Source organism: Burkholderia pulmonis, from assembly GCF_984667975.1.
Genome location: NZ_OZ480187.1, coordinates 628,760 through 651,698, shown reverse-complemented (window position 1 = coordinate 651,698; position 22,939 = coordinate 628,760). Strand labels below are relative to the sequence as shown.

Here is a 22,939-nt window from a genome sequence, read left to right as displayed (position 1 = left end):
CCGGGCCGCTCCGTCAATGACACACATCCTGACGATCGAAGACGATCCGCTGATCGCGGATCACATCACGCAGACGCTGCGCGCCGCCGGCCACGAGGTCGACGTCGCGCGCACCGGCCGCGACGGCATGGCCAAGGCGATGAGCGCCGACTACGACGTCGTGACGCTCGACCGCATGCTGCCGGATCTCGACGGGCTCACGATCCTCGCGACGATGCGCGGCGTCGGCCTCGACACGCCGGTGCTCGTGATGAGCGCGATGTCCGATGTCGACCAGCGCATCCAGGGGTTGCGCGCGGGCGGCGACGACTACCTCGTCAAGCCGTTCTCGCTCGACGAGATGTGCGCGCGCATCGACGTGCTGATCCGCCGCCGGCCGCGCGGCCCGCAGGTCGAGACGGTGCTGCGCGCAGGCGAGCTCGAACTCGACCTGGTGCGGCGCCGCGTCACGCTCGGCGCGCGCGAGCTCGCGCTGCTGCCGACCGAATTCCGCGTGCTCGAATTCATGATGCGCCACGCCGGGCGCGTGCTCACGCGCACGATGATCTTCGAGGCGGTGTGGGGCTGCCGCTTCGATCCGGGCACGAACCTGATCGACGTCCACGTCGGGCGCCTGCGCAAGAAGGTGAACCGGCCCGGCGCGGCGCAGTTGATCCGCACGATCCGCGGCTCGGGCTACATGCTCGGCTGAATCCGCGCGCCACCTAAAACTTGTTTCATCTTTTTAGCGACCGGCTGTTAGGGGCTGCTCCGCAGAATGCTGTCATCGGCTGCACATCGGTGTTTTCCCGACACCGCGCGCAGCCGGCTCTTCTTCACGACGCTTTTGAACGGAGCAGCACCCCATGCTGAAAATTGTCCGGCTCGCGCTCACCCGGCCCTATACGTTCGTCGTGCTGGCGCTGCTGATCCTGATCGCAGGCCCGCTCGCGGCACTCCGCACGCCCATCGACATCTTCCCGGATATCCGCATTCCGGTGATCAGCGTCGTCTGGAACTACTCCGGCCTGCAGCCGGACGACATGTCCGGGCGGATCGTCACGTACTACGAGCGCACGCTCGGCACGACGGTCAACGACATCCAGCACATCGAATCGCAATCGTTCCGCAGTTTCGGCATCGTGAAGATCTTCTTCCAGCCGACCGTCGACATCCGTACGGCCACCGCACAGGTCACGTCGATCTCGCAGACCGTGCTGAAGCAGATGCCGCCCGGCACCACGCCGCCGCAGATCCTCAACTACAACGCGTCGACCGTGCCGGTGCTGCAGATCGCGCTGAGCAGCAACACGCTCGACGAGCAGAAGCTGGAAGACTACGCCGAGAACTTCATCCGCCCGCAGCTGCTGTCGGTGCCCGGCGTCGCGATTCCGACGCCGTACGGCGGCAAGGCGCGCGAAGTGCAGATCGACCTCGACCCGCAGGCGCTGCAATCGAAGGGGCTGTCGGCGCAGGACGTCGCGCACGCGCTCGCGCAGCAGAACCAGATCATCCCGGCCGGCACGCAGAAGATCGGCCGCTTCGAATACAACATCAAGCTCAACAACAGCCCGCTCGCGCTCGACGCGCTGAACGACCTGCCGATCAAGTCGGTCGACGGCACCACCATCACCATCCGCGACGTCGCGCACGTGCGCGACGGCTTCCCGCCGCAGAGCAACATCGTGCGCGTGGACGGCCATCGCGCCGTGCTGATGAGCATCCTGAAGAACGGCTCGGCGTCGACGCTCGACATCATCGCGGGCGTGAAGGCCAAGCTGCCGCTGATCGAACAGACGCTGCCGCCGGGCCTGAAGCTCGTCACGATGGGCGACCAGTCGACCTTCGTGAAAGGCGCGGTCAGCGGCGTGGCGCGCGAAGGCATCATCGCCGCCGCGCTGACCTCGCTGATGATCCTGCTGTTCCTCGGCTCGTGGCGCTCGACGCTGATCATCGCCGCGTCGATCCCGCTCGCCGTGCTCTCGGCGATCGCGCTGCTCGCGGCCACCGGCGAAACGCTCAACGTGATGACGCTCGGCGGCCTCGCGCTCGCGGTCGGGATCCTGGTCGACGATGCGACGGTGACGATCGAGAACGTGAACTGGCACCTCGAACAGGGCAAGGACACGCGCACCGCGATCGTCGACGGCGCGAAACAGATCGTGATGCCGGCGCTGGTCTCGCTGATGTGCATCTGCATCGTGTTCGTGCCGATGCTGATGCTCGACGGCATCTCGCGCTTCCTGTTCGTGCCGATGGCCAAGGCCGTGATCTTCTCGATGGTGTCGTCGTTCGTGCTGTCGCGCACCTTCGTGCCGATGCTCGCGCAATACCTGCTCAAGCCGCACGCGTCAGCCGGCCACGCGTCGGGCGAACTGGCCGCGATCATGGATCCGCACGCGGGCCATGCCGGCGCGCACGACGTGCCGCCGTCGCGCAATCCGCTGGTGCGCTTCCAGCGTGCGTTCGAGCGCCGCTTCGAGGCCGTGCGCGCGTCGTACCGGATCCTGCTGGGCCTCGCGCTCACGCGCCGCAAGCCGTTCGTCATCGCGTTCCTGTGCGTGGTGGCCGCGTCCTTCCTGCTCGCGCCGTGGCTCGGCCGCAATTTCTTCCCGGCGATCGATTCGGGCGAGATCTCGCTGCACGTGCGCGCACCGGTCGGCACGCGCGTCGAGGAAACCGCCGCCGAGTTCGACCGCATCGAGAACACGATCCGCGGCGTGATTCCGCCCGCGCAGTTGCGCGAGGTGATCGACAACATCGGCCTGCCGAAGAGCGGGATCAACCTGACCTACAACAACAGCGGCACGCTCGGGCCGCAGGACGGCGACATCCTGATCTCGCTGTCGAAGGATCACGCACCGACCGCCGGCTACGTGCGCACGCTGCGCGAACTGCTGCCGCGCGCGTATCCGGGCACGACGTTCTCGTTCCTGCCGGCCGACATCGTCAGCCAGATCCTCAATTTCGGCGCGCCCGCGCCGGTCGACCTGCAGGTGGCCGGGCCCAACCAGCAGGCGAACCTCGCGTATGCGCACGAGCTGTACCGCAAGCTGCGCCTGATCGCCGGCGTGGCCGACCCGCGCATCCAGCAGGCCACGACCTACCCGCAGTTCACGGTGGCGGTCGACCGGACGCGCGCCGACCAGCTCGGCATCACCGAGCAGGACGTGACGAATTCGGTGGTCGCGACGCTGGCGGGCACCAGCCAGGTCGACCCGACCTACTGGCTGAACCCGCGCAACGGCGTGTCCTATCCGATCGTCGCGCAGACACCGCAGTACCGGATGACCACGCTGTCGGCGCTGCAGAACCTGCCGGTCACCGGCGCAAGCGGCCAGTCGCAGCTGCTCGGCGGCCTCGCCACGATCACGCGCGGCGTCGGCAGCGCGGTGGTGTCGCACTACAACATCGAGCCGCTGTTCGACATCTACGCGACCACGCAGGGGCGCGACCTCGGCGCGGTCGCCGCCGACATCGGCAGCATCGTCAAGGCCACCGCGAAGGATCTGCCCAAGGGCTCGACGGTCACGCTGCGCGGCCAGGTGCAGACCATGAACGGCGCGTTTGCCGGCCTGCTGCTCGGCCTCGTCGGCGCGATCGCACTGATCTACCTGCTGATCGTCGTGAACTTCCACTCGTGGGCCGATGCGTTCGTGATCGTCTCGGCGCTGCCGGCGGCGCTGGCCGGCATCGTCTGGATGCTGTTCACCACGCACACGCCGCTGTCGGTGCCGGCGCTGACCGGCGCGATCCTGTGCATGGGCGTGGCCACCGCGAACTCGATCCTCGTCGTCAGCTTCGCACGCGAGCGCCTCGCCGAAACCGGCAACGCACTGGCCGCGGCGCTCGAGGCCGGCTTCACGCGCTTCCGCCCGGTGCTGATGACCGCGCTCGCGATGATCATCGGCATGGCGCCGATGGCGCTCGGCCTCGGCGACGGCGGCGAGCAGAACGCGCCGCTCGGCCGCGCCGTGATCGGCGGCCTCGCCTGCGCGACGCTCGCGACGCTGTTCTTCGTTCCCGTCGTGTTCAGCCTCGTGCACCGGCGCGATGCGCTGAAGCACGACGCACCCCGCGCTTCCACCCCTTCCGCGTCCGGAGCTTCCCATGTCCACTGAGATCGAAATCAAGTCGCCGAAACGGCTGCCCAACCTCAAGCTCGTCGCCACGATCACCGCGCTGATCGCGGTCGGCATCGTGACGTCCGGCATCGTCGGCCGCGCACACGCGAAACAGGAAATGACGACCTGGTCCGCCGAACAGGCGGTGCCGACCGTCGTCGCGTACACGCCGTCGACCGGCGGCGACGGCACCACGCTCGAGCTGCCCGGCCACCTGTCCGCGTTCGAGAGCGCGCCGATCCACGCGCAGGTGTCGGGTTACCTGCATGCGTGGTACACCGACATCGGCGCGCATGTGAAATCGGGCCAGCTGCTCGGCCTGATCGACACGCCCGAGCTCGACCAGCAGTTGCAGCAGGCGCGCGCCGACCTGCAAAGCTCGCTCGCGAACGAGAAACTGGCTGCGTCCACCGCCGCCCGCTGGACCAAGATGCTCGCGCAGGATTCGGTATCGCAGCAGGAAACCGACGAGAAGACCAGCGACCTCGCCGCCAAGCAGGCGATCGTCGCGGCCAACGAGGCCAACGTGCGGCGCCTCGACGCGCTGGAGGCCTTCAAGCGCATCGTCGCGCCGTTCGACGGCGTCGTCACCGCGCGCAAGACCGATATCGGCCAGCTGATCTCGGCGGGCGGCGGCACCGGCCCCGAACTGTTCGCCGTGTCCGACGTGCACCAGATGCGCGTCTACGTGAGCGTGCCGCAGAACGAGGCCGCCGCGATCCATCCCGGCATGACCGCCACGCTGACCGTGCCCGAGCATCCGGGCGAGACTTTCCACGCGACGCTTGCCGACACCGACGACTCGATCGCCGACTCGACCGGCACGCTGCTGGTGCAGCTGATGGTCGACAACCGCGACGGCAAGCTGATTCCGGGCGAATACACCGAGGTGCATTTCGCGCTACCGGCGAACGCAAGCCACGCGCTGACGATCCCGGCCAGCTCGCTGATCTTTCGCCAGGCCGGCCTGCAGGTCGCCGTGGTCGGCAAGGACAACCGCGCGGTATTCAAGCCCGTCACGATCGCAACCGACTTCGGCACGCACGTGCAGATCGCGACCGGTCTCGCGCCCGACGATCGCGTGATCGACAACCCGCCCGATTCGCTGTCCGCGGGCGACCCGGTGCGGCTCGCGGCGCCGGCCGGCGCCGTCGCCTCGGCCGCGCGCGACACGGAGCATGCGAATGGCTAACCCGCGTCGGCTCTGCGCGATGCTGGCCAGCATCGCGTTCCTCTCCGCCTGCTCGTTCGCGCCCGTCTATCACGCGCCGCAGACCGCGTTGCCGGCCAGCTTCAAGGAAGCCGGCGGCTGGCAGGCCGCGAAGCCGGCCGACCGCATCGCGCGCGACGGCTGGTGGAAGGCGTTCCGCGACCCCGTGCTCGACCGGCTCGAAGTGCGGGTGGCGGCAGCCAACCCCGACGTGGCCGCGGCCGTGGCCCGCCACGACGAAGCCGGCGCGCTGTTCGATCAGGCGCGCTCGGGGCTGTTCCCGACCATCGGCCTCGGTGCGCAGGTCTCGAGCAACCGGCAATCGGCCACGCGGCCGCTGCGCGGCTCGAACCAGCCGAACGTGTATGGCTCCAACACGCTCGATGCCGGCTTCGACTACGACCTCGACCTGTGGGGCAAGGTCCGCAACGAAGTCGCGGCCGGGCGCGCCGACGCGCAGGCCAGCGCCGACGATCTCGCATCGGTGCAGCTGAGCCTGCAGGCCAGCCTGGCGAACGCATACTTCAACCTGCGCGGGCTCGACCAGCAGCAACAGCTGCTGTCCGACACGATCGATACCTACCGGCGGGCACTGCAGCTGACGATGAGCCGGCATGCGGGCGGCATCGCGTCCGATCTCGACGTCTCGCGCGCGCAGACGCAGCTCGATTCGGCGCGCGCGTCGGCCGAGGACGTGCGGGCGCGGCGCGCGCTCGACGAGCACGCGATCGCGACGCTCACGGGCGTGCCGGCCTCGTCGTTCTCGCTCGCGCCGGACCTGGCCGCCGCCTACCTGCCGACGATTCCGGCCGGCCTTCCCGCCACGCTGCTGCAGCGACGGCCCGACGTCGCGGCCGCGGAGCGCCGCATGGCCGCCGCCAACGCGAAGATCGGCGTGGTGCGCGCGGCGTTCTTCCCCGACATCACGCTCGGTCTGATCGGCGGGTACCAGAGTTCCGGGCTCGGTCATTGGCTCAGCGCACCGAACGAGATCTGGTCGATCGGGCCCAGCCTCGCGCTGACGCTGTTCGACGGCGGCCGCCGCCAGGCGCTCACGGATCAGGCCCATGCGCGGCTGGCCGAGAACGGCGCGAAATATCGTGCGGTGGTGCTCGGCGCGTGCCAGCAGGTCGAAGACAACCTCGCGCTCACGCACCACCTGGGCGACGAAGCCGATCGCGAACAGGAAGCCCTCGATGCGGCGGAACGCACGTTGCAGTTGTCGATGTCGCGCTACCGGGACGGTGTCGTCAGCTATCTCGACGTCGTGACCGCGCAGACCACCGAACTCAATACGAAGGTCGCGATGCTGGAGCTCGATACGCGCCGGCAACTGGCGGCGGTAGGGCTGATCGCGGCGCTGGGCGGCGGGTGGTCGACCGGTGAAGCGGCATCCGTGGCGAAAACGCCGGCCGTCGCAACGGCACGCTCGACGACTTGAGGCCCCCTGCGACACGCGGGTTGCGTGTCGCGTTTCGAGGCACCCGTCATCGCGACGGGTGCCGTTTTTTTTGCCCGGTCGATCAGAACTTGTGACGGATGCCGGCCGCGACCACGGCCTGATGATCGTTGCTCGACGCGGCGAGGTTGAAGATCCCCGCGTTGCCGAGCACCGAGACACCGTCCGCGCCCGTCACGCGCTGGTACACGCCTTCGAGATAGAGGTCGGTGCGGCGCGACAGCGCGTAGTCGGCCTGCAGCATGAACTGGTTCCACTTCGGTGCGATGCTGCGGCCCGCATCGTCGAAGCGGCCCTGCGTGAACGTGTACGAGCCGCCCAGCGAGAATGCCGGCGTGAGGAAGTAGCGCCCGTTCAGTTCGTAGTTGCTGAAGGTCAGCAACTGGCCGTTCACGCTGCCGTACGCGCCGCCTTGCGACAGTTCGCGCGGATCGTTCAGGATCGTTCTCGTGTAGACGAAGCCGATCGCCGCATGGTCGAACGCATAGTGTGCGCCGGCGCCGAACGTGCGCCAGCGGCCGCCGACGAGCATCGCATCGCCGTCCGAACTGCTCAGCGACCCGCCGGTGTTCTGCGGCGCGTTCACGCCGCCCGGCTGGTTCGACTGCAGGTACGCGACGGCCAGGTCGACCGGGCCGTTCGCATACTGCGCGCCGACGCTGTACGCGCTGTTGTTGCTGAATCCGCCGCCCTGGTTGCTGAAGCCATATGCACCGCCGAACGTGAAGCCACCGTAGTCGGCACTACGGAACTTCACCGCGTTGTTCATCCGCGTGTCGTTGGCGAGGTTGTCGTTGTCGTACGGATGATCGGCGATGTTGCCGCCGAATCCCGAGCCCGTCGCCGACAGCGGCGCGACGAAGTCGACCAGGAAATCGTACTGGCGGCCGAGCGTGACCGTGCCCCATTGGCGGCTCGCGAGACCGACCCACGCCTGACGGCCGAACTCGTCGCCGCCGTTGCCGAACTTGCCGTTCGCGACGTTGAAGCCGTTCTCGAGGGTGAACACGGCCGCCAGCCCGCCGCCGAGATCCTCGTTGCCGCGCAGCCCCCAGCGCGACGTGCTGACGTTGCCGCTCTGGACGCCGTAGACGGGCCCCGCACCGGCTGCCGATTTCTGGTTGCTGATGTAGTCCAGGCCCGCGTCGATCGTGCCGTACAGCGTGACGCTGCTCTGTGCGTGCGCGGCGCTCGCAAGCATGCACGCGACCGCGGCCGGGATTGCCAGATATTTCTTCATGATGGTTTCGCTAGAGTGGATCGGTCTGCTCGCATCGCCGGCCCGTGTGGCGTGGCCGCTCGTGCGCGATGCGATGGCGCACAATTTAGGCAGCGGGCATGACAGCGCCGTTATCAAAACGGCCCGAAAAATGAAACCTGCTTCATCTTCGCGACACGCCTGTTTCATGTCTGCGCGAACGGCGCGCCGGTGCATGAATTTCTTTTCACGTTGCGTATGCCGATCCGCCATCCCCGCTCCTCTATGCTTGTCCTCAACCCGATGCGCGACATCGACACGCCGCGCCGGGGGATGAATCCAGTCAATCATCATGAGGACTCCGAACATGAAAACCGCCAAGATCGCCGTTTCCGCCCTGCTCGCCGCATTCGCCGCGCTGTCCGTTCCCGCATTCGCGCAAACCAGCACCCAGGCGATGCAGATGTCGCCGGCCGCCACCAAGGACGGCGTGCCGGGCGCGCAGGCAGCCGGCCAGTGGGTGCCGCCGTACGGCCAGGCGCTCCACGAGAAGACGCGCGCCGAGGTCTATGCCGATCTCGTGCACGCGGAACAGGACGGGCAGCTCAAGTACCTGAACTCCACGCTCTACTCGCATTGATGCGCGCCGCCGTGCGGCCGGGCGCGGTGCCCGGCGCACGCCGCCCGCGGCGACGCCACCCGTCCACCGAATCGCCCGCCATCCATGAAGCTTCGTCCGTTGCTCGTTCGTTCCGCCCGTCTCGCGCTCGTCGCGATCGCCGCCGGTTTCGTGTTGTCCGGCTGTGCCGCCGCGCAGCCCGACGGCCCCGGCGACTGTGTCGGCCCGCCCGATTTCTGCGTACCGTTCTTCGGCTCGTAAACGCATGACGGGCGCACTGCCACCGGCAGCGCGCCCGTCATGCTCGTGGTGCGACCCGGGCCGCGCGTTTATGCGTCCGGCAGCGTCACCTGGTAGCCGTAGCGGCTCACCGTATCGATCCGGACGTCGGGCAGATGCCGCGCAAGCTTGCGGCGCAGCCGCGACACCACGAGATTGACGCTCGACGGATCGACATCCTCCTTGTCCTGCCATACGTACCGGATCAACTGGTCGCGCGGCACCGGCGCGTTCGGATGGCGCATCAGGCATTCGAGCAGCAGGCATTCGCGGCGCGTCACGGCGAGGCGCAATTTGCCGTCCTTGAGTTCGCGCGCCAGCGTCTCGAGCGCGGACGCCGCCGTGACCGGGCTGTCCGCATCGCGCGGCCCGGCCAGCCGCTGCAGCGCCTGCAGGCGCTCGTGCAGCTCGATGAACGAATACGGTGCACCGAAACATGCATCGGCGCCCGCACGCAGCACACGGATGCGCTCGCGCGCCGACGCCTGGCCGATCAGCACCACCAGCGCGGCGCCGCCGCCGTCGGCGACGAAACGCGGCAGCATCGCGATCAATGCGGCATCGCTGCCCGGCTCGAAGGCGGTCGCGACGATCGCGTCGAACGCCTCCTGCGACGCGAGAAACAGCCCGTCGCGCAGGTCGTCGGCGCGCTGCAGGCTGTGCCCGCTCTCCTGCAGCGCCTTGTGCAGCCACGACGCTTCCGGGTGCGGCGAAGTCACGAGCAGGACGCGCATCGTCAGCAGGCTCCGCGGCGGAAAAACGCCTGCACGTGCAGTCGCGTGCGGACGACCGTCATCCCAGCGACCTCGGCCAGCACTCGATCGTCACACGCGTGCCGGGCTCGGCATTGCCGATGCGCAGCGTGAAGTCGTGCACGTTGACGACCGCCGACACGATGCTCAGGCCGAGCCCGGCCCCGGCGAGATGGCCGGTGCGGCGGCTGCGGTAGCGATGCTGCAGCACGGCCTCGCGTTCGTTCGCCGCGATGCCGGGGCCGTTGTCGACCACGTCGATGCGCGGGCCGGACGGCGTGTCGTGCAGTTCCAGGCGCACGGTATCGCCGGCGGTCGTGTACTTGAGCGCATTGTCGAGCAGGTTGCTGAGCGCCTCGAACAGCAATGCGCGATCGCCGTGGATCGGCACGACGGGTTCGACGAGCAGCACGAACTGGATCTCGCGGCTGTCCGCAAGCGGCTCGAACAGCTGCCCGACATCCGTGACGAGATCTTCCAGCGCCAGCTCGGCGAACCCGCCGCGCCGCTGCAGCGAGCCGATCTCGGCAATGCGCAGCATCGCGCGGAACCGGCTGAGCAGCACGTCGGTTTCGTTGCGCGCCCGCGCGACGAGGCTCGCCAGCGCGGCATCGTCGAGCCCGTCCGCACGCTCCGCCGCGTGCGCGAGCAGCGTATGCACGTGTGCGAGCGGCGTGCGCAGGTCGTGCGCGATGCCGTCGCAGACGCCCTTCACCTCGTTCATCAGGCGTTCGACTTCCTCGAGCATGTGATTGACGAGATGCGACAACAGGTCGATCTCGTCGTGCCCGCCGATCGGCAGCCGCTGCCCGAGATCGCCCTGCGCGATCCGCTGCGTGATGCGCCGGACTTCCTTCAGACGCCGCATCTGCCGCACGCTGAGGATCAGGCCGCCCACAACACCTGCGCCGAGGCAAAACAGCCCGCCCGCGACCAGCGCCTGGATGATCGCCGCGCGAATCCGCAGGATGTGCGTGAGGTCGCGCCCGAGCACCAGCACGTCGCCGTTGGCGCGGCGCTCCGCCATCGCACGGACGACGGGCGGCACCTGGTCGCCCGCGATCGTCATCGTGTGATCGAGCGTCACGCCGTTGCGGTCCGGCCGGAGGCCGGCGGGCATCACCAGCACGTCGCCGGCAATATGCCTGCCGTCGCCGGTGAAAAGCCCGTAATAGTTGGTGTGCATGTGCTCGTGCTCGATCCGGTGCTGGATCGCGGCAGGCAGTTGCGCATCTTCGATCGAATCGAAGTAGATCATCTGCCAGTCGATCACCACATCGGTTTCACGCTCCATGTCGTGCGTGATGCCCGATGCGATCAAGCCGAGAAGCAACATGACCGAAACGGAGAACGTCACGGCATAGACCGACACGAGCCGGAACGTACTGGAGTACCAGCGGCGCTTCGGCGCCGGCTGGACGTGATTCACGGTAGACGTCAAGGTAGCGATCTCAGCCAAGAATGTAACCGGCGCCGCGTACCGTCTGGATCATCTGCGTCGCATCGGGCGGATCGATCTTCTTGCGCAGCCGGCCCATGTGCACTTCGATCAGGTTGGTGCCGGGATCGAAGTGATATCCCCACACGGCCTCGAACAGCATCGTGCGCGTGATGGTCTGCCCGGCATTGCGCATCATGTATTCGAGCACGCGGTACTCGGTCGGCAGCAGCGCGATTTCCTCGCCGTCGCGAAACACCTTGCGCGAGATCAGGTCGAGCTTGAGGGGGCCGACGGCCAGCGTCGTCGCGAACGGCGCCGGCGCGGTCTGGCTCCGGCGCAACAGGACTTCGAGGCGCGCGGCCATTTCCTCGGGATCGAACGGTTTGGTCAGGTAGTCGTCGCCGCCCGCGCGCAGGCCGCGCACCCGTTCGTCGACATCGCCGAGCGCGCTCAGCATCAGCACGGGTGTGCGCACGCCAACGCTGCGCATCGTGGTCAGGATCGTGAGGCCGTCGACGACCGGCAGCATCCGGTCGAGCGTGATCACGTCGAACTCGTTGCCGAGCGCGCGGGCCATGCCGTCGCGTCCGTTCGCCACCCATTCGACCGTGAAGCCGCGCCCTTTCAGCTCTCTTACTATTTCGTTCGCGGTGATTTCGTCGTCTTCGATCGTCAGTACGTGCGCCACTGCCGCACCGTCCTCGGCCATCCTGTCAGGCAGGGCCGGCTTGTTACCCGGGGAAACTGATAATGCCATATACGATTCTCGTCTTCAGCGAAGGGACGCACGCGCTTCGACACCCGACGGGCGATCGCGTTCGGATGGAGACTACACGCGCGCGCGTAAAACGTGCGCGTCGACTTCATGAAGAAAGTTTCATATACGGCGGCAGCGCAGGCCGGCATTGCCGGCCGGCGTCGTTGCGACAGGATGCCGCACCGCGCACGACCATCGCGTGCGAGCCATTGCAGCGACGCCCGTAGCGGTCGCGCCGAAAGGCATCGGTAAAGAATCGAGCGTCAGCCCTGCTGCTGCGCCGTGTCCTGCCGGTCGCCGCGATGCGACGCGACACGATGCGCGGCATCCTCCGCGCGATGCATGCGCTCGACCTTCGTATGCGCGAGCGTCGCGTCCGCAATCGCGAGCCCCGTTCCCTGCACCTTCGCGAACGCCAGCACCGGTGAGCACACCAGCGCGACGAGCGCGGCCATCCTGACGGTTGTCTTCATTGCATTACCCCGATGCGGGCCGCGCCGGGCGCAGCGTCGATTGATCATGCGTTCGACGATACGCCCGCGCTTCTAACCGTTCGGCAGCATGCGCATGAAGGTTTCTTTAAGGTCTGCCGCGCACGACGACGCACCCCCGTGCACGGGGACGATCCGTATAAAACTTGTTTCATCTTCGCGCGGCCGTTTCGATAGTCCGCGGTGCCTAACCTTCGTCGTGCGGTCGACGTTGGCATCCCACCGTACGGCCTGTTCCCAACGCTTCCCTGGAGTCGAAGATGAATCATCCCGCCCGCTACCTCGCCTGTGCCGCCCTGCTCGTGCTGAGCGTCTCCGCGCATGCCGCGCCGAAGCTCACGTCCGCGCAATGCAACGACTATCCGTTCGTGCACACGAAAGGCCCGGTCTCGCATCGGCAACTGATCAACGAGTTGAACGAGCTGGAATCCGTCGGCTACAACCCGTCGTCGGGCGACGAGAGCAGCTATCCGGACGATATCGATTCGGCGCAGGCGCGCCTGATGACGAAATACCAGAAGGACTGCGCCGGCGCAGCCAACACCGTCGCGTCGAACGGCAACTGAACCGCCACCGGTAATCAAGCTCCGAGTTTGCGCGCGTGCCTCGCGGCCGCGCGTTTTTTTTCATCAGGCGATGCGCGTGTTCAACGTGCGCGGCTTCGCGCCACGATCTGGGCGAACGCCTGCGCGAGCACGGTCGGCTCGACCGGCAGCACCAGCGCGCACACCGACTTCGCGTCGTCGTCCGCGAGCGGCACGTACGCGACGCCGTCCACACCCAGGCTGGCCATCCGCTCCGGCACGATCGCGATGCCGCATCCGGCCGCGACGAGATTCAGCATCGACGTCTTCGGCGAAACGATTCGCGCGGCCGACGGGACGAAGCCGTGCTTCAGGCACAGATCGGTCACGACCCGCGCAAGACCGCCCTGCTGGCGATGCACGGCCGACACGAACGGCTCGCGCTTGAGCCGCGACAGCGTCGTGCGCTTGCGCGCGGCGAGCGGATGATCGCTCGGCAGCGCTACGCACAGCCGCTCGGCCGCAAGCTCGACGAAACGCACGCGCACATCGCGGCGCAGCACCGGCAACCGGACGATCCCGATATCGGCATGGCCGTTCGCGACGGCCGATACCTGCTCCTCGGACGAAGCGCGATCGAGATCGACGCGCGCGTTGGGACATTCGCGCATGAAGCGGTCGAGATCGGCCATCAGGCTGTTGACCGGAATCGTGCTCGAATGCAGGAGCCGCAGCACGCCCGCTTCGCCGCGCGACAGCTGCTCGCCTTCCTCGGCCGCGGCGGCCAGCGTGACCGGCACCGATGCCACGCGATCGCGATAGACCGTGCCGGCCGGCGTGAGGCGCACGCCCCGTGCCTCGCGCTCGAACAGCCGGAACCCCAGCTCGTCCTCGAGCTGCCCGATCTGCCGGCTGAGCGCCGACTGCGCAACGTGGAGCGCGCCCGCGGCCGGCGTGAAGCCGCCGAGGTCCGCCACGGTCAGGAAGTACTGGATTTGCCGGAGGGATGGCATGCCGAAACGAGATGGATAAGCGCCGGATTCGATATTTGCGTTATACCGGCACGCTCCGCAGAATGGAAGCCTTCCACGCCGGCATCACCGTTCCGGCGGACTTTTCGGAGCGTTCATCCCCGTGGCTACCCTCCTGTCCTATCTGCTGGTCGTCGCCGCCGGCATCAGCGTCGCATTGCAACAGGTGCTCAACGCGAACCTCCGCGCGCAGATCGGCTCGCCCTGGTGGGCCGGATCGGTCAGCTACCTCGTCGGCCTGGCCGCGATGCTGGCGGTCGCGCTGCTGTCCCCGCATCCGCGTTTGAGCGGTACCTTCTCCGGTGCGGGATCGTGGTTCAGCTGGACCGGCGGACTCTTCGGCGCGATATTCGTCGGCGTCGCGATATTGATGGTGCCGCGGCTGGGCGCGGCCACGACGCTCGCGCTGATCGTCGTCGGGCAGATGACGGGTGCACTCGTGTTCGACCACTTCGGTGTGCTCGGCATCGAGCAGCATTCGGCCAGCCCGATCCGCATTGCCGGTGCGGCGTGCCTCATCCTCGGGGTGGTGCTGATCCGCGCGTGACGCGCGTTGCGTCGCGCAGCGGAAAGGTTTCGTTCGTCTCCAGGTTCTCGTTTCCTTGAATCTCTTGAATGAATCGGTCAGTAGCGATCCGTGACGCCATCGATCCCGCGTGCCTGCAACGCACGAACCAGACCGGCGCGCACGGTCGCGACGTCGGCAAAGGCGGGACGGCGGTGCGCGGCGACTTCGGCGGCCGTATAAGGCCTGAAGTTACGCGGCAGCGCGTCGCGATTCATCGTCGTGAGCACCCAGTTGAGCACGTCGGCCAGCTCCTGGTCCGACAGCGCCGAATTCGACGCGCCGGGCACGCGCATCACGTACTCGCGCCCGGCCGGCAGATGCGTGAAATAGCCGAGCGAATTCGCAAGCGGCGGCACCTTGCCGGGAATGCCGCCGCCCGTCGCCGTATGGCAGCCCATGCAGTTGAGCACCCAGTGCTGCCGCGCGAGCGTCGCGTCGGCCGCGCCGTCGGCATGCGCGGGCGTGACGACTGCACATAAGGCAGCACCCGCCAGCAGCAGCCACGACGACAGGTGACGCGACACGCGGCCGCGCCACGACGACGACGTGCCCCGCGTGCCCTGCGCGGATGCGTCCGCACGGGACGCGCGGGCGCCGCTCACAGACCGAGCCCCTTGATCACCACCGCGCGCTGCGCATGCACGGCCGTGCCGTCCATCTCCTTCGCCCGTGCCGCACGGATGTCGGCCGCCGTGAACGGCTTCGCGTCGCCGTGCTGCGCGTTGAGATCGAACACGACGTAGTTGAGCACGTGCGCGATGTCGTCGTCGCTCGCGCTCGCGAACGACGGCATCTTGAAGTTGTAGTTCTTGTCGTGCACCTTGATCTCGCCGAACATCCCGTGCAGCAGCGTCGCGACCAGTTGCGCACGCCCGGCCTCGGCCGCCGCATACTTGCCCGGATACTCGGTCAGCGGCGGCGCCAGGCCGTCCTGCCCTTTCCCGCCCGCCTGGTGGCACACCGCGCACTGCGCGTCGAACAGGCTTTTCCCGGCCGGGTAATGCACGGTTTCCTGTGCGCTGGCCGCGCCTGGCAACGCGAAGGCTGCCACAACCGTCATGCACGCAACGACATTCTTTCCTGTCTGCTTCACTTTCATTGCTTTGCCGCTCCCAACAGAACCGAAACCGAACAGTGGTAATTCGAATTACCGTTCGCCATGCACCAGTTGATGTCGTTGTTCAACGACAGCTTGTACAGCGGCTTCTCGCGCTCGTTGCGGTTGCAGAAGCACTTGCCGCACGACGTCTTGCCGCAGCAGTCGTTGTACGACACGATGTAGTCCGAACCGTCGTGCGGATTGCGGCAGGTGCCGATCCACGTGATCGGCGACGGTGTCGTGCCCGGCGGGCAACTGCTCGACGTGCCGCCGCAGCAACTGCAGAGCCAGCCGTCGATCGCGCAATACTTCCAGTAGTCGCAGCTCGTCGGATCGTCGCTCGCACCCGATGCGGCGGCGCTCGAGGCCCCCGATGCGCCCGCCTCGGCCGCATAGGCGGTGCGGTCGACGGGCAGCAGCGGCAGCATCGCCGATCCCACCAGCACCTTGCCGAGCTTCGCCATCGCGCTGCGCCGCGAACTGTGCTGCGCGACGCCGCGCGCCGACCGCTCGAACCATGAATCAAACAGGCCCATGTCGTTGTTCTCCCATGACGTTGTAAGTGGGTCGGCCGGTCACGCGTGCTGCGCGTGCGCGTCGTGGCTGTGATCGCCGTGCACGAACTGCTGCAGCGACGCGACGCCGCGCTCCTTCGCCTCGAACAGGCTCTCGAGATGCTCGCGCGTGTTGACGAGCCCCTTCGCGCGCACCGTGCCCGTTTCGTCGAGCAGCACCGCATACGGCAGCTTGCCGATCTGGTAGGCAAGACCCAGCTCCTGCGACAGCACGTACGGGAAGCGCCCGAGGTCGTGCTTCTGCGCGAAGCGCGCATGCTCGTCGAAATCGCCGTCGCTCGCGAGCACGATGTTGACCGGCGTCGATTCGCTTGCCTGCAGCGACGGCAGCAGCGGCAGCAGCTTCTTGCAGACCGGGCACGTCGGCGACAGGAAGAACAGCAGCGTCGCCTTGCCCGCTGCGTCGATGCCGCCGACCTTCACGTGCGAGCCGCGAATGTCGGTCAGCTCGAACGTCGGTGCGATCGCGCCGACCGCCGGCCCCTTGTCGATCATCAGCGCGCCGGCCGGCATGATGCGTTCGTACAGGATGCCGATCTGGCGCACCAGCGCGAGGCAGATCGCGCCGAGCGCGAGGACGGCCACCCACAGCAGGGCGGTGGAAACGGTGAGAGCGGTTTGCATCATGAATTCCTCAGGTGGGACAGGCGCGGTACGTTGGCGAGCAGCACGTCGACGGTGAGCAGCGCGCAGACGATCAGCAGCACGGAGAAGAACAGCGTCAGGTAGTCGAACCACACGACGGCACGCGTGCCCGGGTCGACGAACGCGGTGGCGGCCAGCGCAACGAGCAGCAGCACGCGGCCGACGTGCAGCCAGCCGATGCCGCGCGGTGCGTCGGTGCGCGCAGCGGTGAAGCCGGCGCAACCGCAGTCGATGTCGGTGTGGCCGCGCAGCAGGTTGATCGCGAGCCCGGCCGCGAAGGCCAGCAGCAGCGCAATCAGGCCGATCGCACCGGCCGTGCGCGTATCGGGAAACAGCAGCGCCGCGGCGCCGATCGCTTCCGCGAGCGGAATCGCGAACGCGACGGGGGCGGTGACCGTGTCGGGCAGCAGCCGGTAGCCGGCCAGCGCCTGGCGGAACGCAGCGGGCCGGCGCATCTTCGCGAAGGCGCCGAGCAGCACGACGACGGCCGCGCCGGCCTGCGCGCTGGTGGCGAGTACGGGATCGAGCGTCATCGCGGCCTCACGGGTTGACGAGCAGCGTCGACGTATTGCCGATCTGCTTCTCGACGTTCTGCAGCTTGCCCGTGCGCGCATCCATCACGACGAGGTCGGACGTCGCCGTCAGCCCGTAGAACAGCGGCTTGTCGTCCTGGCTGACCTGGATCGACACGAGCGGATCGACCTTCTGCTGCGCGAGATCCCAGCGCGCGACGCGCTGCTTCGACTTCAGGTCGTACACCCACACCTGCGTGCCGGGCTCCTTGTGCGAGCCGTCGGCGCCCTTGTGCATCAGCACGTAGTAGCGGTTCTGCTTCGCCTGCACGGCCGTCTGCTGCATGCCGCCCGGGCGCCAGCCCTCGGCGCGCTCGGCGTCCGTCAGCAGTGACCAAGGCTTGCCGAACGCCGGCTTGTCGCCGCTGAAATCGGCGCTGCGCACGTTGCCGCCGTAAGTCGTGAACAGGTAGCCGCCGTCGTACCGCGACGCGTTCACGAACGCCGGATCCTTGTCGACGTCGATGAACGCGTCCGACATCGTGCGCTTCGCTTCCTTGCCGTTCGCGTCGAGGGTGACGGTCAGCGCCTTGCCGCTTTCGCACAGCGCGGTGAAGCGGTCGTTGCCCGACGGATACGCGAGCACGCAGGCGGCCGTGTCGATCTCCGACAGCACCTTCTTCGTGACGGCATCGATCACAGTCATCGATGCGGCCGGCGTGATGTTCGCGACGTACAGCCGCTTGCCGTCGGCGCTTAACGCGGTGTTGTACGGCGACGGCACATGCTGCGCGTGCTTCGCCGGAATCACGATCTCGCCCGCATGATCGAGCGTCGTGTTGTCGGTCATCTCGACCACGTCGGTGCGCGTGCCGTGCGAGCCGCGCGAGAAGTAGGTCGTCGCGACGAAGCTCGTCTTGTGGTCCGGCGAGATCGCGAGGCCGGGGCCGAAGCCGCCGTCGATCTGGCCGAGCAGCTTCTTCGCGTCGGCGTCGTACACATAGATGCGCCCGTCGGTCATCGAAGGCATCGAGATGTCGACGATATAGACCTCGTGCGGATGCCACGGCGGCATTTTCTGCACGACCAGTTCCTCGGGCTTTTCCGTCGCGTTCGCGCTGCCGGCCCACGCCGCCGCGAACGCCAGCGTCGCCGCGAGCGCCGCGGTTCGTCGCCTTGTCCTCATGTCGCCTCCAGTTGGGGATTCACGTTATGTGGGGCGACTGTAGTTCGACAATAAATCCGGTCAGCACCCGGACCGGCAACGCGTGCGTGCCGATTCGGGATATTGGAAATGCACGTGAAAGCCTCGTGGCGACGCGCTCATCCGACCCTCTGAAGAATGCGCGCCGAATCGCGCGCCCCCTTATTGCGCCGACCGCCCGGCCGGTTTACTCTTGCGCGATCCTGCTCGACACCCCCGGAGGTGCAGTGTTCGTGTTTCACGAGATGTTCGACGACGCGGACCGGCATGCCGAGGCGCTGCGCGGCTGGAACCAGCGCTACGACCAGATCGGTCCGGGCTCGTATCGCAGCGCGGTCAAGCACGCGGTGCTCGACGGCCTGCAGCTGTTCCAGGAAGCCGCGAACGTGCGCATCATCCAGCGCGGCCGGCTGCCGCCCGGCCATACCGTGTTCGGCATGCCGCTCACCGGCTCGGGCGCATTCGCGTTCGGCGGCGCGCGCATCGAACGCGGCACGATGGTGATGGCGCGCGGCGGCGCACCGTTCGAACTGCATTCGCCCGACGACATGTCGCTGATCGGCGTCGTCATCGATGCGGAGCTGCTGCAGCAGGTCGAGGATGCGGCCGACGTGCGCGTCGATGAAACGACGCTGCGGCGCGGCGTCGTCGACATGCCGACGGCCGTGCTGCTGCGCGCGAGCGTGCAGATCGCGACGCAGCTCGAACGCGTGCTGTCCTCACCCGATACGTACGGCGACGCGCGCGTGCAGCGCGAGCTGCGCGGTGAAATCGGCAATGTGCTCGTCGATCTCCTGACGTACCGGATACCCGAAGCGTCGAACCGGCTCACGCACGCATGCCGCGCCGACATCGTTCGCCGCGTGCACGACTACGTGATCGAGCACCCCGAAGCGCCCGTCGACGTGCTGAGCCTGTGCGCGCAGCTGCGCGTGAGCCGGCGCACGATGCAGAACAGTTTCCAGTCGGTCGTGCAGACCAGCCCGCTGCACTACGTGCGCTCGCTGCGCCTGTCGCAGGTGCGGCGGATGCTGCTCGACACGCGGCAAGCCGATTTGCCGATCAGCGATGCGGCCGCGCGCTGGGGGTTCATCCATCTCGGCCATTTCGCGAACGCGTACAAGGCGCAGTTCGGCGAACTGCCGTCGATCACTGCGCGCCGGTCCGTGCGCGCCGTAAAAACGCGCTGACACGCGCAAAACCCGCGATAATCTCCCGCTAACCGTGCGGTGCGCGAGCCGACGCCGCACCTGCCCGCCCGATCGCCGCCCCGTGCGATGCGTGACGACCACCGGATTCGATCCCCTGCCCCGATGCCCGAGGATTTTCACTTCCTGTTGCTGCCCGGTTTCTCCGCGCTCGGCTTCATGTCGGCGGTCGAACCGCTGCGCGTCGCGAACCGCTTTCGCACCGAGCTCTATCGCTGGCACGTGATCAGCGCGGACGGTGCACCCGTCGCCGCGAGCAACGGCATTCCGGTCGCCGCCGAAGCCGCGTGCGCGAACGTCTCGCAGGTCGATACGGTCTTCGTCGTCGCGGGCTTCGATCCGCTCGTGTGTTACACGCGCACGCTCGGCGACTGGCTGCGCCGCCAGCACCGGCATGGTGCAACGCTCGGCGGCATCGATACGGGCAGCTTCGTGCTCGCGGAAGCCGGGCTGTTCGACGCGTCGCAGCCGCTCACGCTGCACTGGGAAGCGCTGGCCGCGTTCCGCGAACGCTATCCGGGCCTGAACGCGACGCAGGAACTGTTCGAGATCGACGACCGGCGCATCACGTGTGCAGGCGGCACCGCGTCGATCGACATGATGCTCGACCTGATCGGCCGCCGGCATGGCGCCGATCTAGCGGCAACGATCTCCGAGCAGTTCGTCGTGAGCCGCATCCGGCAGCGCTCGGACAGCCAGCGGCTCGAGATCGCCGCCCGCTACGGCGTGCACAACCGCAAGCTGATCCAGGTGATCGGCACGATGCAGCAGCACATGGAGAATCCGCTCGGCTCCGACGCGCTCGCGCAGGACGTGTCGATCACGCGGCGCCAGCTCGAACGGCTGTTCAGTGCGACGCTGAACGACACGCCGACGCACTTCTACCTGAACCTGCGCCTCGATCGCGCGCGTGAACTGCTGCAGCAGACCGACATGAGCATCACTTCGGTGTGCGTCGCGTGCGGGTTCGAATCGCCGTCGCATTTCTCGCGTACGTATCGCGCACGCTTCGGCGTCAGCCCGCGCAGCGACCGCCGCGCGACGCGCTGATCGTCGCGGCTTTTAACCACAATCCTGCGCGGTATTGCGTGTTCCAGCAGCGTTTCCCGCCGTTCGCTGAACAATGCCGGCGATTGATCGGTCAACCGAAGCGATCATCGAAAATAATTTGGAATGTGGTTGAAAATATTCTGTAACATAAGTCGAAATTAGATAGGCAGCCTAACGAGACGATTCGCCAGCTCGACGCACGTCGAGCCACGCAGGCTGCCGCCGATATCAATATCGATCCGAGGGGTATGACATGACGATGCTCGATTCGCTGTCGCCGCACCTGCCTGCCGTTCGCTTCTTCTTCGCTTCGCCCGCCCGTTTCTTTTCGACCTGACGTTTAGAACTCCTTAGTCAGTCGACACTCCCAACACCGCTTCGCCGCACCGGTTCCATCGAACCGGCGCGAGGGCCGTGTCGTGCCTGCTCGCCATGAGCGTGCGGGCGTGTCCAACCGTTGAGATGAGGATCACGTATGCAGACATCACGCAAAGCATTGCCGCTCGCCCTGGGTCTCGCGCTCGGTTTCGGCATCGTCGGCGGCACCCTGGCCGATACGAAAGTCTCGAATCCGCAGGCAGTCAGCCTGCGCGAGAGCCTGACGCGCGGCGTTGCACCGCCGGCCGCCAAATCCGATACGGCAGCCGGACAATTCCGCACGGACGGCGTCGCGGTCACGCTGTACAACCCGGCCTATCGCGTCAAGAAAGCCGCCACGACGCCCGCCGCCACCGCACGCGATTTCGTCGCGTCGCAGGCGGCGCAGCTCGGGCTCGACGCGGCCGCGCTCGCGAGCCTCGTCGTCACGTCGGAACGCAACGATGCGGACTTCACGGTCGTGCGCCTGCAGCAGCAAGCCGCCGGGCTGCCCGTGTACGGCAGCGACATCGCGGTGACGGTCGCGAAGGACGGCCGCATCCTGTACGTCGCGAGCAACACGATCAACGGCGTGGTCGCGACGACGCGCAAGTCGCAGGCCGTCGACCAGCAGCAGGCCCTCGACCGCGCCCGCGCATATCTCGGCGTGAGCGGCTTCACGAATCTCGACGCGCAGCTCGTCGCGTTCGTCGACAAGACCGGCACGCACACCGCGTGGAAAGTACGCGGCCGCCCGCAGGACGGCCCGAAGGGCGACTGGGAACTGCTGATCGACGCGGGCAGCGGCGAAGTGCTGCGCGCCGAGGACAAGGCGTTCTACGCGACCGACGGCACCGGCTTCGTGTTCCGCCCCGATCCGCTGTCGTCGACGAAGAGCAACTACGGCAGCACGGGCTACAAGGACAACAACGATGCCGATTCGACGCAGCTCACGGCGGCACGCGTGCGCGTGACGCTGAAGGATCTCGCGCAGTCGGGCGCGCGCTACTCGCTGTCGGGCCCGTACGCGGTGTGCGTCGATTTCGACGCGCCGCTCGACAAGGCCTGCCCCGTGCAGTCGACGCCCGCGTTCGAATTCACGCGCGGCAACCTGTATTTCGAGGCCGTGAACGCGTACTACCACATCGACACGTTCCTGCGTTACGTGAACCAGACGCTCGGCATCAAGGCGCTGCCCTATCAATACACGGGCGGCGTGCAGTACGACCCGCACGGCGAATCGGGCGACGACAACTCGTCGTACTCGTCGAGCAGCGGCCGGCTGACCTTCGGCCAGGGCGGCGTCGACGACGCGGAAGATGCGGACGTCGTGATCCACGAGCTCGGCCACGGCATCCACGACTGGGTGACGAACGGCGGCCTGTCGCAACAGGAAGGCCTGTCGGAAGGCACCGGCGACTATCTCGCCGCCGCGTACAGCCGCGACTTCAACCAGTGGAGCCCGACGGATGCCCAGTACAACTGGGTCTACAACTGGGACGGCCACAACGAGTTCTGGGGCGGCCGCGTGACCAACTGGAACGTCGGACGCACCTATGCGCAGGCGCGCGGCGCGGAGATCCACACGGCCGGCCAGTACTGGGCGTCGTGCAACCTCGTCGCACGCGACGCGATCGGTGCGCAGGCGATGGACAAGGCGTTCCTGAAGGGGCTGTCGATGACCAACAGCTCGACCAACCAGAAGGCCGCCGCGCAGGCCGTGCTGACGGCCGCATCCGCACTCGGCTACAGCAACGCGCAGCTCACCGCGATCGGCAACGCGTACAACAAAAGCTGCACGTACGCCGTGACCGTCCCGCAGAAGTCGTAATCCCGCAGCAGGCGGGAGCGCATCGC

23 protein-coding genes are annotated in these 22,939 nt (G+C 67.4%); 11 read left to right on the top strand and 12 right to left on the bottom strand.

Annotated elements, in window-relative coordinates; all coding sequences use genetic code 11:
* Window positions 1-16: 16 nt before the first annotated feature.
* From AC5LXK_RS19690 to AC5LXK_RS19675, 4 genes are all read left to right on the top strand, one after another.
* The gene (locus tag AC5LXK_RS19690) at window positions 17-691 is read left to right on the top strand and encodes a response regulator transcription factor (protein ID WP_493393134.1); all 675 of its coding nucleotides are present in this window, start codon (window positions 17-19) and stop codon (window positions 689-691) included.
* A gap of 154 nt (window positions 692-845) precedes the next feature.
* Window positions 846-4,100, top strand: coding sequence for an efflux RND transporter permease subunit (locus AC5LXK_RS19685; protein ID WP_493393133.1), 3,255 nt, complete (start codon window positions 846-848; stop codon window positions 4,098-4,100).
* Window positions 4,090-5,295 carry an efflux RND transporter periplasmic adaptor subunit gene (locus AC5LXK_RS19680; RefSeq protein ID WP_493393132.1) on the top strand — a complete coding sequence of 402 codons (1,206 nt, stop codon included), beginning with the start codon at window positions 4,090-4,092 and terminating at the stop codon, window positions 5,293-5,295. Before AC5LXK_RS19685 ends, AC5LXK_RS19680 begins: the two co-directional genes overlap by 11 nt.
* A complete protein-coding gene (locus AC5LXK_RS19675; protein ID WP_493393131.1) occupies window positions 5,288-6,754 on the top strand; it encodes an efflux transporter outer membrane subunit in 1,467 nt (488 codons plus the stop codon). Before AC5LXK_RS19680 ends, AC5LXK_RS19675 begins: the two co-directional genes overlap by 8 nt.
* Window positions 6,755-6,836: 82 nt before the next feature.
* Here the strand turns inward: AC5LXK_RS19675 and AC5LXK_RS19670 are convergent, their stop codons facing one another.
* The gene (locus tag AC5LXK_RS19670; RefSeq protein WP_493393130.1) at window positions 6,837-8,012 is read right to left on the bottom strand and encodes a porin; all 1,176 of its coding nucleotides are present in this window, start codon (window positions 8,010-8,012) and stop codon (window positions 6,837-6,839) included.
* A 325-nt stretch (window positions 8,013-8,337) separates the two neighbouring features.
* Here AC5LXK_RS19670 and AC5LXK_RS19665 point away from each other — a divergent pair, with 325 nt between their 5' ends.
* Together AC5LXK_RS19665 and AC5LXK_RS19660 are read left to right on the top strand one after the other, a co-directional pair.
* The gene (locus AC5LXK_RS19665) at window positions 8,338-8,610 is read left to right on the top strand and encodes a DUF4148 domain-containing protein (RefSeq protein WP_493393129.1); all 273 of its coding nucleotides are present in this window, start codon (window positions 8,338-8,340) and stop codon (window positions 8,608-8,610) included.
* A gap of 84 nt (window positions 8,611-8,694) precedes the next feature.
* On the top strand, window positions 8,695-8,850 hold the full coding sequence (locus tag AC5LXK_RS19660) for a hypothetical protein (protein WP_164716101.1): 156 nt from the start codon (window positions 8,695-8,697) through the stop codon (window positions 8,848-8,850).
* Window positions 8,851-8,918: 68 nt separating this feature from the next.
* Here the strand turns inward: AC5LXK_RS19660 and AC5LXK_RS19655 are convergent, their stop codons facing one another.
* The 4 genes from AC5LXK_RS19655 to AC5LXK_RS19640 all read right to left on the bottom strand — a co-directional run bounded on the left by AC5LXK_RS19655 (window position 8,919) and on the right by AC5LXK_RS19640 (window position 12,291).
* Window positions 8,919-9,602, bottom strand: a complete 684-nt coding sequence (locus AC5LXK_RS19655) for a response regulator transcription factor (RefSeq protein ID WP_493393128.1) — start codon at window positions 9,600-9,602, stop codon at window positions 8,919-8,921.
* Between the two features lie 58 nt (window positions 9,603-9,660).
* Window positions 9,661-10,992 (bottom strand): HAMP domain-containing sensor histidine kinase, encoded by a 1,332-nt coding sequence (locus tag AC5LXK_RS19650; RefSeq protein ID WP_493394021.1) that lies wholly within the window; start codon window positions 10,990-10,992, stop codon window positions 9,661-9,663.
* A gap of 79 nt (window positions 10,993-11,071) precedes the next feature.
* Complete coding sequence (locus tag AC5LXK_RS19645) at window positions 11,072-11,770, bottom strand: response regulator transcription factor (protein WP_493394020.1); 699 nt, start codon at window positions 11,768-11,770, stop codon at window positions 11,072-11,074.
* 311 nt (window positions 11,771-12,081) lie between these two features.
* On the bottom strand, window positions 12,082-12,291 hold the full coding sequence (locus AC5LXK_RS19640) for a hypothetical protein (RefSeq protein WP_493393127.1): 210 nt from the start codon (window positions 12,289-12,291) through the stop codon (window positions 12,082-12,084).
* Window positions 12,292-12,569: 278 nt separating this feature from the next.
* On the opposite strand from AC5LXK_RS19640, the gene AC5LXK_RS19635 reads away from it, so the two are divergent.
* On the top strand, window positions 12,570-12,875 hold the full coding sequence (locus AC5LXK_RS19635) for a DUF4148 domain-containing protein (protein WP_493393126.1): 306 nt from the start codon (window positions 12,570-12,572) through the stop codon (window positions 12,873-12,875).
* A gap of 80 nt (window positions 12,876-12,955) precedes the next feature.
* Here AC5LXK_RS19635 and AC5LXK_RS19630 read toward each other — a convergent pair whose 3' ends face one another.
* Window positions 12,956-13,846 carry a LysR substrate-binding domain-containing protein gene (locus tag AC5LXK_RS19630; RefSeq protein ID WP_493393125.1) on the bottom strand — a complete coding sequence of 297 codons (891 nt, stop codon included), beginning with the start codon at window positions 13,844-13,846 and terminating at the stop codon, window positions 12,956-12,958.
* Between the two features lie 121 nt (window positions 13,847-13,967).
* Here AC5LXK_RS19630 and AC5LXK_RS19625 point away from each other — a divergent pair, with 121 nt between their 5' ends.
* A complete protein-coding gene (locus AC5LXK_RS19625; protein ID WP_493393124.1) occupies window positions 13,968-14,411 on the top strand; it encodes a DMT family transporter in 444 nt (147 codons plus the stop codon).
* A 77-nt stretch (window positions 14,412-14,488) separates the two neighbouring features.
* Here the strand turns inward: AC5LXK_RS19625 and AC5LXK_RS19620 are convergent, their stop codons facing one another.
* Genes AC5LXK_RS19620 through AC5LXK_RS19595 form a run of 6 tightly spaced genes read right to left on the bottom strand, consistent with a single transcriptional unit; the run spans window position 14,489 to window position 18,449 of the window.
* Window positions 14,489-15,034 carry a c-type cytochrome gene (locus tag AC5LXK_RS19620; RefSeq protein ID WP_493393123.1) on the bottom strand — a complete coding sequence of 182 codons (546 nt, stop codon included), beginning with the start codon at window positions 15,032-15,034 and terminating at the stop codon, window positions 14,489-14,491.
* Entirely contained in the window at window positions 15,031-15,531 is a 501-nt protein-coding gene (locus AC5LXK_RS19615; protein ID WP_493393122.1) for a c-type cytochrome, read from the bottom strand. The genes AC5LXK_RS19620 and AC5LXK_RS19615 overlap by 4 nt, the downstream gene beginning before the upstream one ends.
* Window positions 15,528-16,067 carry a methylamine dehydrogenase light chain gene (locus AC5LXK_RS19610; RefSeq protein WP_493393121.1) on the bottom strand — a complete coding sequence of 180 codons (540 nt, stop codon included), beginning with the start codon at window positions 16,065-16,067 and terminating at the stop codon, window positions 15,528-15,530. The genes AC5LXK_RS19615 and AC5LXK_RS19610 overlap by 4 nt, the downstream gene beginning before the upstream one ends.
* 39 nt (window positions 16,068-16,106) lie before the next feature.
* A complete protein-coding gene (mauD, locus tag AC5LXK_RS19605; protein WP_493393120.1) occupies window positions 16,107-16,733 on the bottom strand; it encodes a methylamine dehydrogenase accessory protein MauD in 627 nt (208 codons plus the stop codon).
* Window positions 16,730-17,284, bottom strand: coding sequence for a MauE/DoxX family redox-associated membrane protein (locus AC5LXK_RS19600; protein WP_493393119.1), 555 nt, complete (start codon window positions 17,282-17,284; stop codon window positions 16,730-16,732). Before AC5LXK_RS19600 ends, mauD begins: the two co-directional genes overlap by 4 nt.
* Window positions 17,285-17,291: 7 nt before the next feature.
* Entirely contained in the window at window positions 17,292-18,449 is a 1,158-nt protein-coding gene (locus tag AC5LXK_RS19595; protein WP_493393118.1) for an amine dehydrogenase large subunit, read from the bottom strand.
* A gap of 245 nt (window positions 18,450-18,694) precedes the next feature.
* Here AC5LXK_RS19595 and AC5LXK_RS19590 point away from each other — a divergent pair, with 245 nt between their 5' ends.
* The 3 genes from AC5LXK_RS19590 (at window position 18,695) to AC5LXK_RS19580 (ending at window position 22,913) form a co-directional block, all read left to right on the top strand.
* A complete protein-coding gene (locus AC5LXK_RS19590) occupies window positions 18,695-19,657 on the top strand; it encodes a helix-turn-helix domain-containing protein (RefSeq protein WP_493393117.1) in 963 nt (320 codons plus the stop codon).
* A gap of 123 nt (window positions 19,658-19,780) precedes the next feature.
* Window positions 19,781-20,725 carry a GlxA family transcriptional regulator gene (locus tag AC5LXK_RS19585; protein WP_493393116.1) on the top strand — a complete coding sequence of 315 codons (945 nt, stop codon included), beginning with the start codon at window positions 19,781-19,783 and terminating at the stop codon, window positions 20,723-20,725.
* 475 nt (window positions 20,726-21,200) lie between these two features.
* Window positions 21,201-22,913, top strand: a complete 1,713-nt coding sequence (locus AC5LXK_RS19580; RefSeq protein ID WP_493393115.1) for a M36 family metallopeptidase — start codon at window positions 21,201-21,203, stop codon at window positions 22,911-22,913.
* Window positions 22,914-22,939 lie beyond the last annotated feature (26 nt).

Bases quoted from the DNA above. Each gene is read 5' to 3' on its own strand.
- AC5LXK_RS19690 (WP_493393134.1), top strand. From the start codon at position 17: ATGACACACATCCTGACGATCGAAGACGATCCGCTGATCGCGGATCAC.
- AC5LXK_RS19685 (WP_493393133.1), top strand. From the start codon at position 846: ATGCTGAAAATTGTCCGGCTCGCGCTCACCCGGCCCTATACGTTCGTC.
- AC5LXK_RS19680 (WP_493393132.1), top strand. From the start codon at position 4,090: ATGTCCACTGAGATCGAAATCAAGTCGCCGAAACGGCTGCCCAACCTC.
- AC5LXK_RS19675 (WP_493393131.1), top strand. From the start codon at position 5,288: ATGGCTAACCCGCGTCGGCTCTGCGCGATGCTGGCCAGCATCGCGTTC.
- AC5LXK_RS19670 (WP_493393130.1), bottom strand. From the start codon at position 8,012: ATGAAGAAATATCTGGCAATCCCGGCCGCGGTCGCGTGCATGCTTGCG.
- AC5LXK_RS19665 (WP_493393129.1), top strand. From the start codon at position 8,338: ATGAAAACCGCCAAGATCGCCGTTTCCGCCCTGCTCGCCGCATTCGCC.
- AC5LXK_RS19660 (WP_164716101.1), top strand. From the start codon at position 8,695: ATGAAGCTTCGTCCGTTGCTCGTTCGTTCCGCCCGTCTCGCGCTCGTC.
- AC5LXK_RS19655 (WP_493393128.1), bottom strand. From the start codon at position 9,602: ATGCGCGTCCTGCTCGTGACTTCGCCGCACCCGGAAGCGTCGTGGCTG.
- AC5LXK_RS19645 (WP_493394020.1), bottom strand. From the start codon at position 11,770: ATGGCCGAGGACGGTGCGGCAGTGGCGCACGTACTGACGATCGAAGAC.
- AC5LXK_RS19640 (WP_493393127.1), bottom strand. From the start codon at position 12,291: ATGAAGACAACCGTCAGGATGGCCGCGCTCGTCGCGCTGGTGTGCTCA.
- AC5LXK_RS19635 (WP_493393126.1), top strand. From the start codon at position 12,570: ATGAATCATCCCGCCCGCTACCTCGCCTGTGCCGCCCTGCTCGTGCTG.
- AC5LXK_RS19630 (WP_493393125.1), bottom strand. From the start codon at position 13,846: ATGCCATCCCTCCGGCAAATCCAGTACTTCCTGACCGTGGCGGACCTC.
- AC5LXK_RS19615 (WP_493393122.1), bottom strand. From the start codon at position 15,531: ATGAAAGTGAAGCAGACAGGAAAGAATGTCGTTGCGTGCATGACGGTT.
- AC5LXK_RS19610 (WP_493393121.1), bottom strand. From the start codon at position 16,067: ATGGGCCTGTTTGATTCATGGTTCGAGCGGTCGGCGCGCGGCGTCGCG.
- mauD (WP_493393120.1), bottom strand. From the start codon at position 16,733: ATGATGCAAACCGCTCTCACCGTTTCCACCGCCCTGCTGTGGGTGGCC.
- AC5LXK_RS19600 (WP_493393119.1), bottom strand. From the start codon at position 17,284: ATGACGCTCGATCCCGTACTCGCCACCAGCGCGCAGGCCGGCGCGGCC.
- AC5LXK_RS19595 (WP_493393118.1), bottom strand. From the start codon at position 18,449: ATGAGGACAAGGCGACGAACCGCGGCGCTCGCGGCGACGCTGGCGTTC.
- AC5LXK_RS19585 (WP_493393116.1), top strand. From the start codon at position 19,781: ATGCCCGAGGATTTTCACTTCCTGTTGCTGCCCGGTTTCTCCGCGCTC.
- AC5LXK_RS19580 (WP_493393115.1), top strand. From the start codon at position 21,201: ATGCAGACATCACGCAAAGCATTGCCGCTCGCCCTGGGTCTCGCGCTC.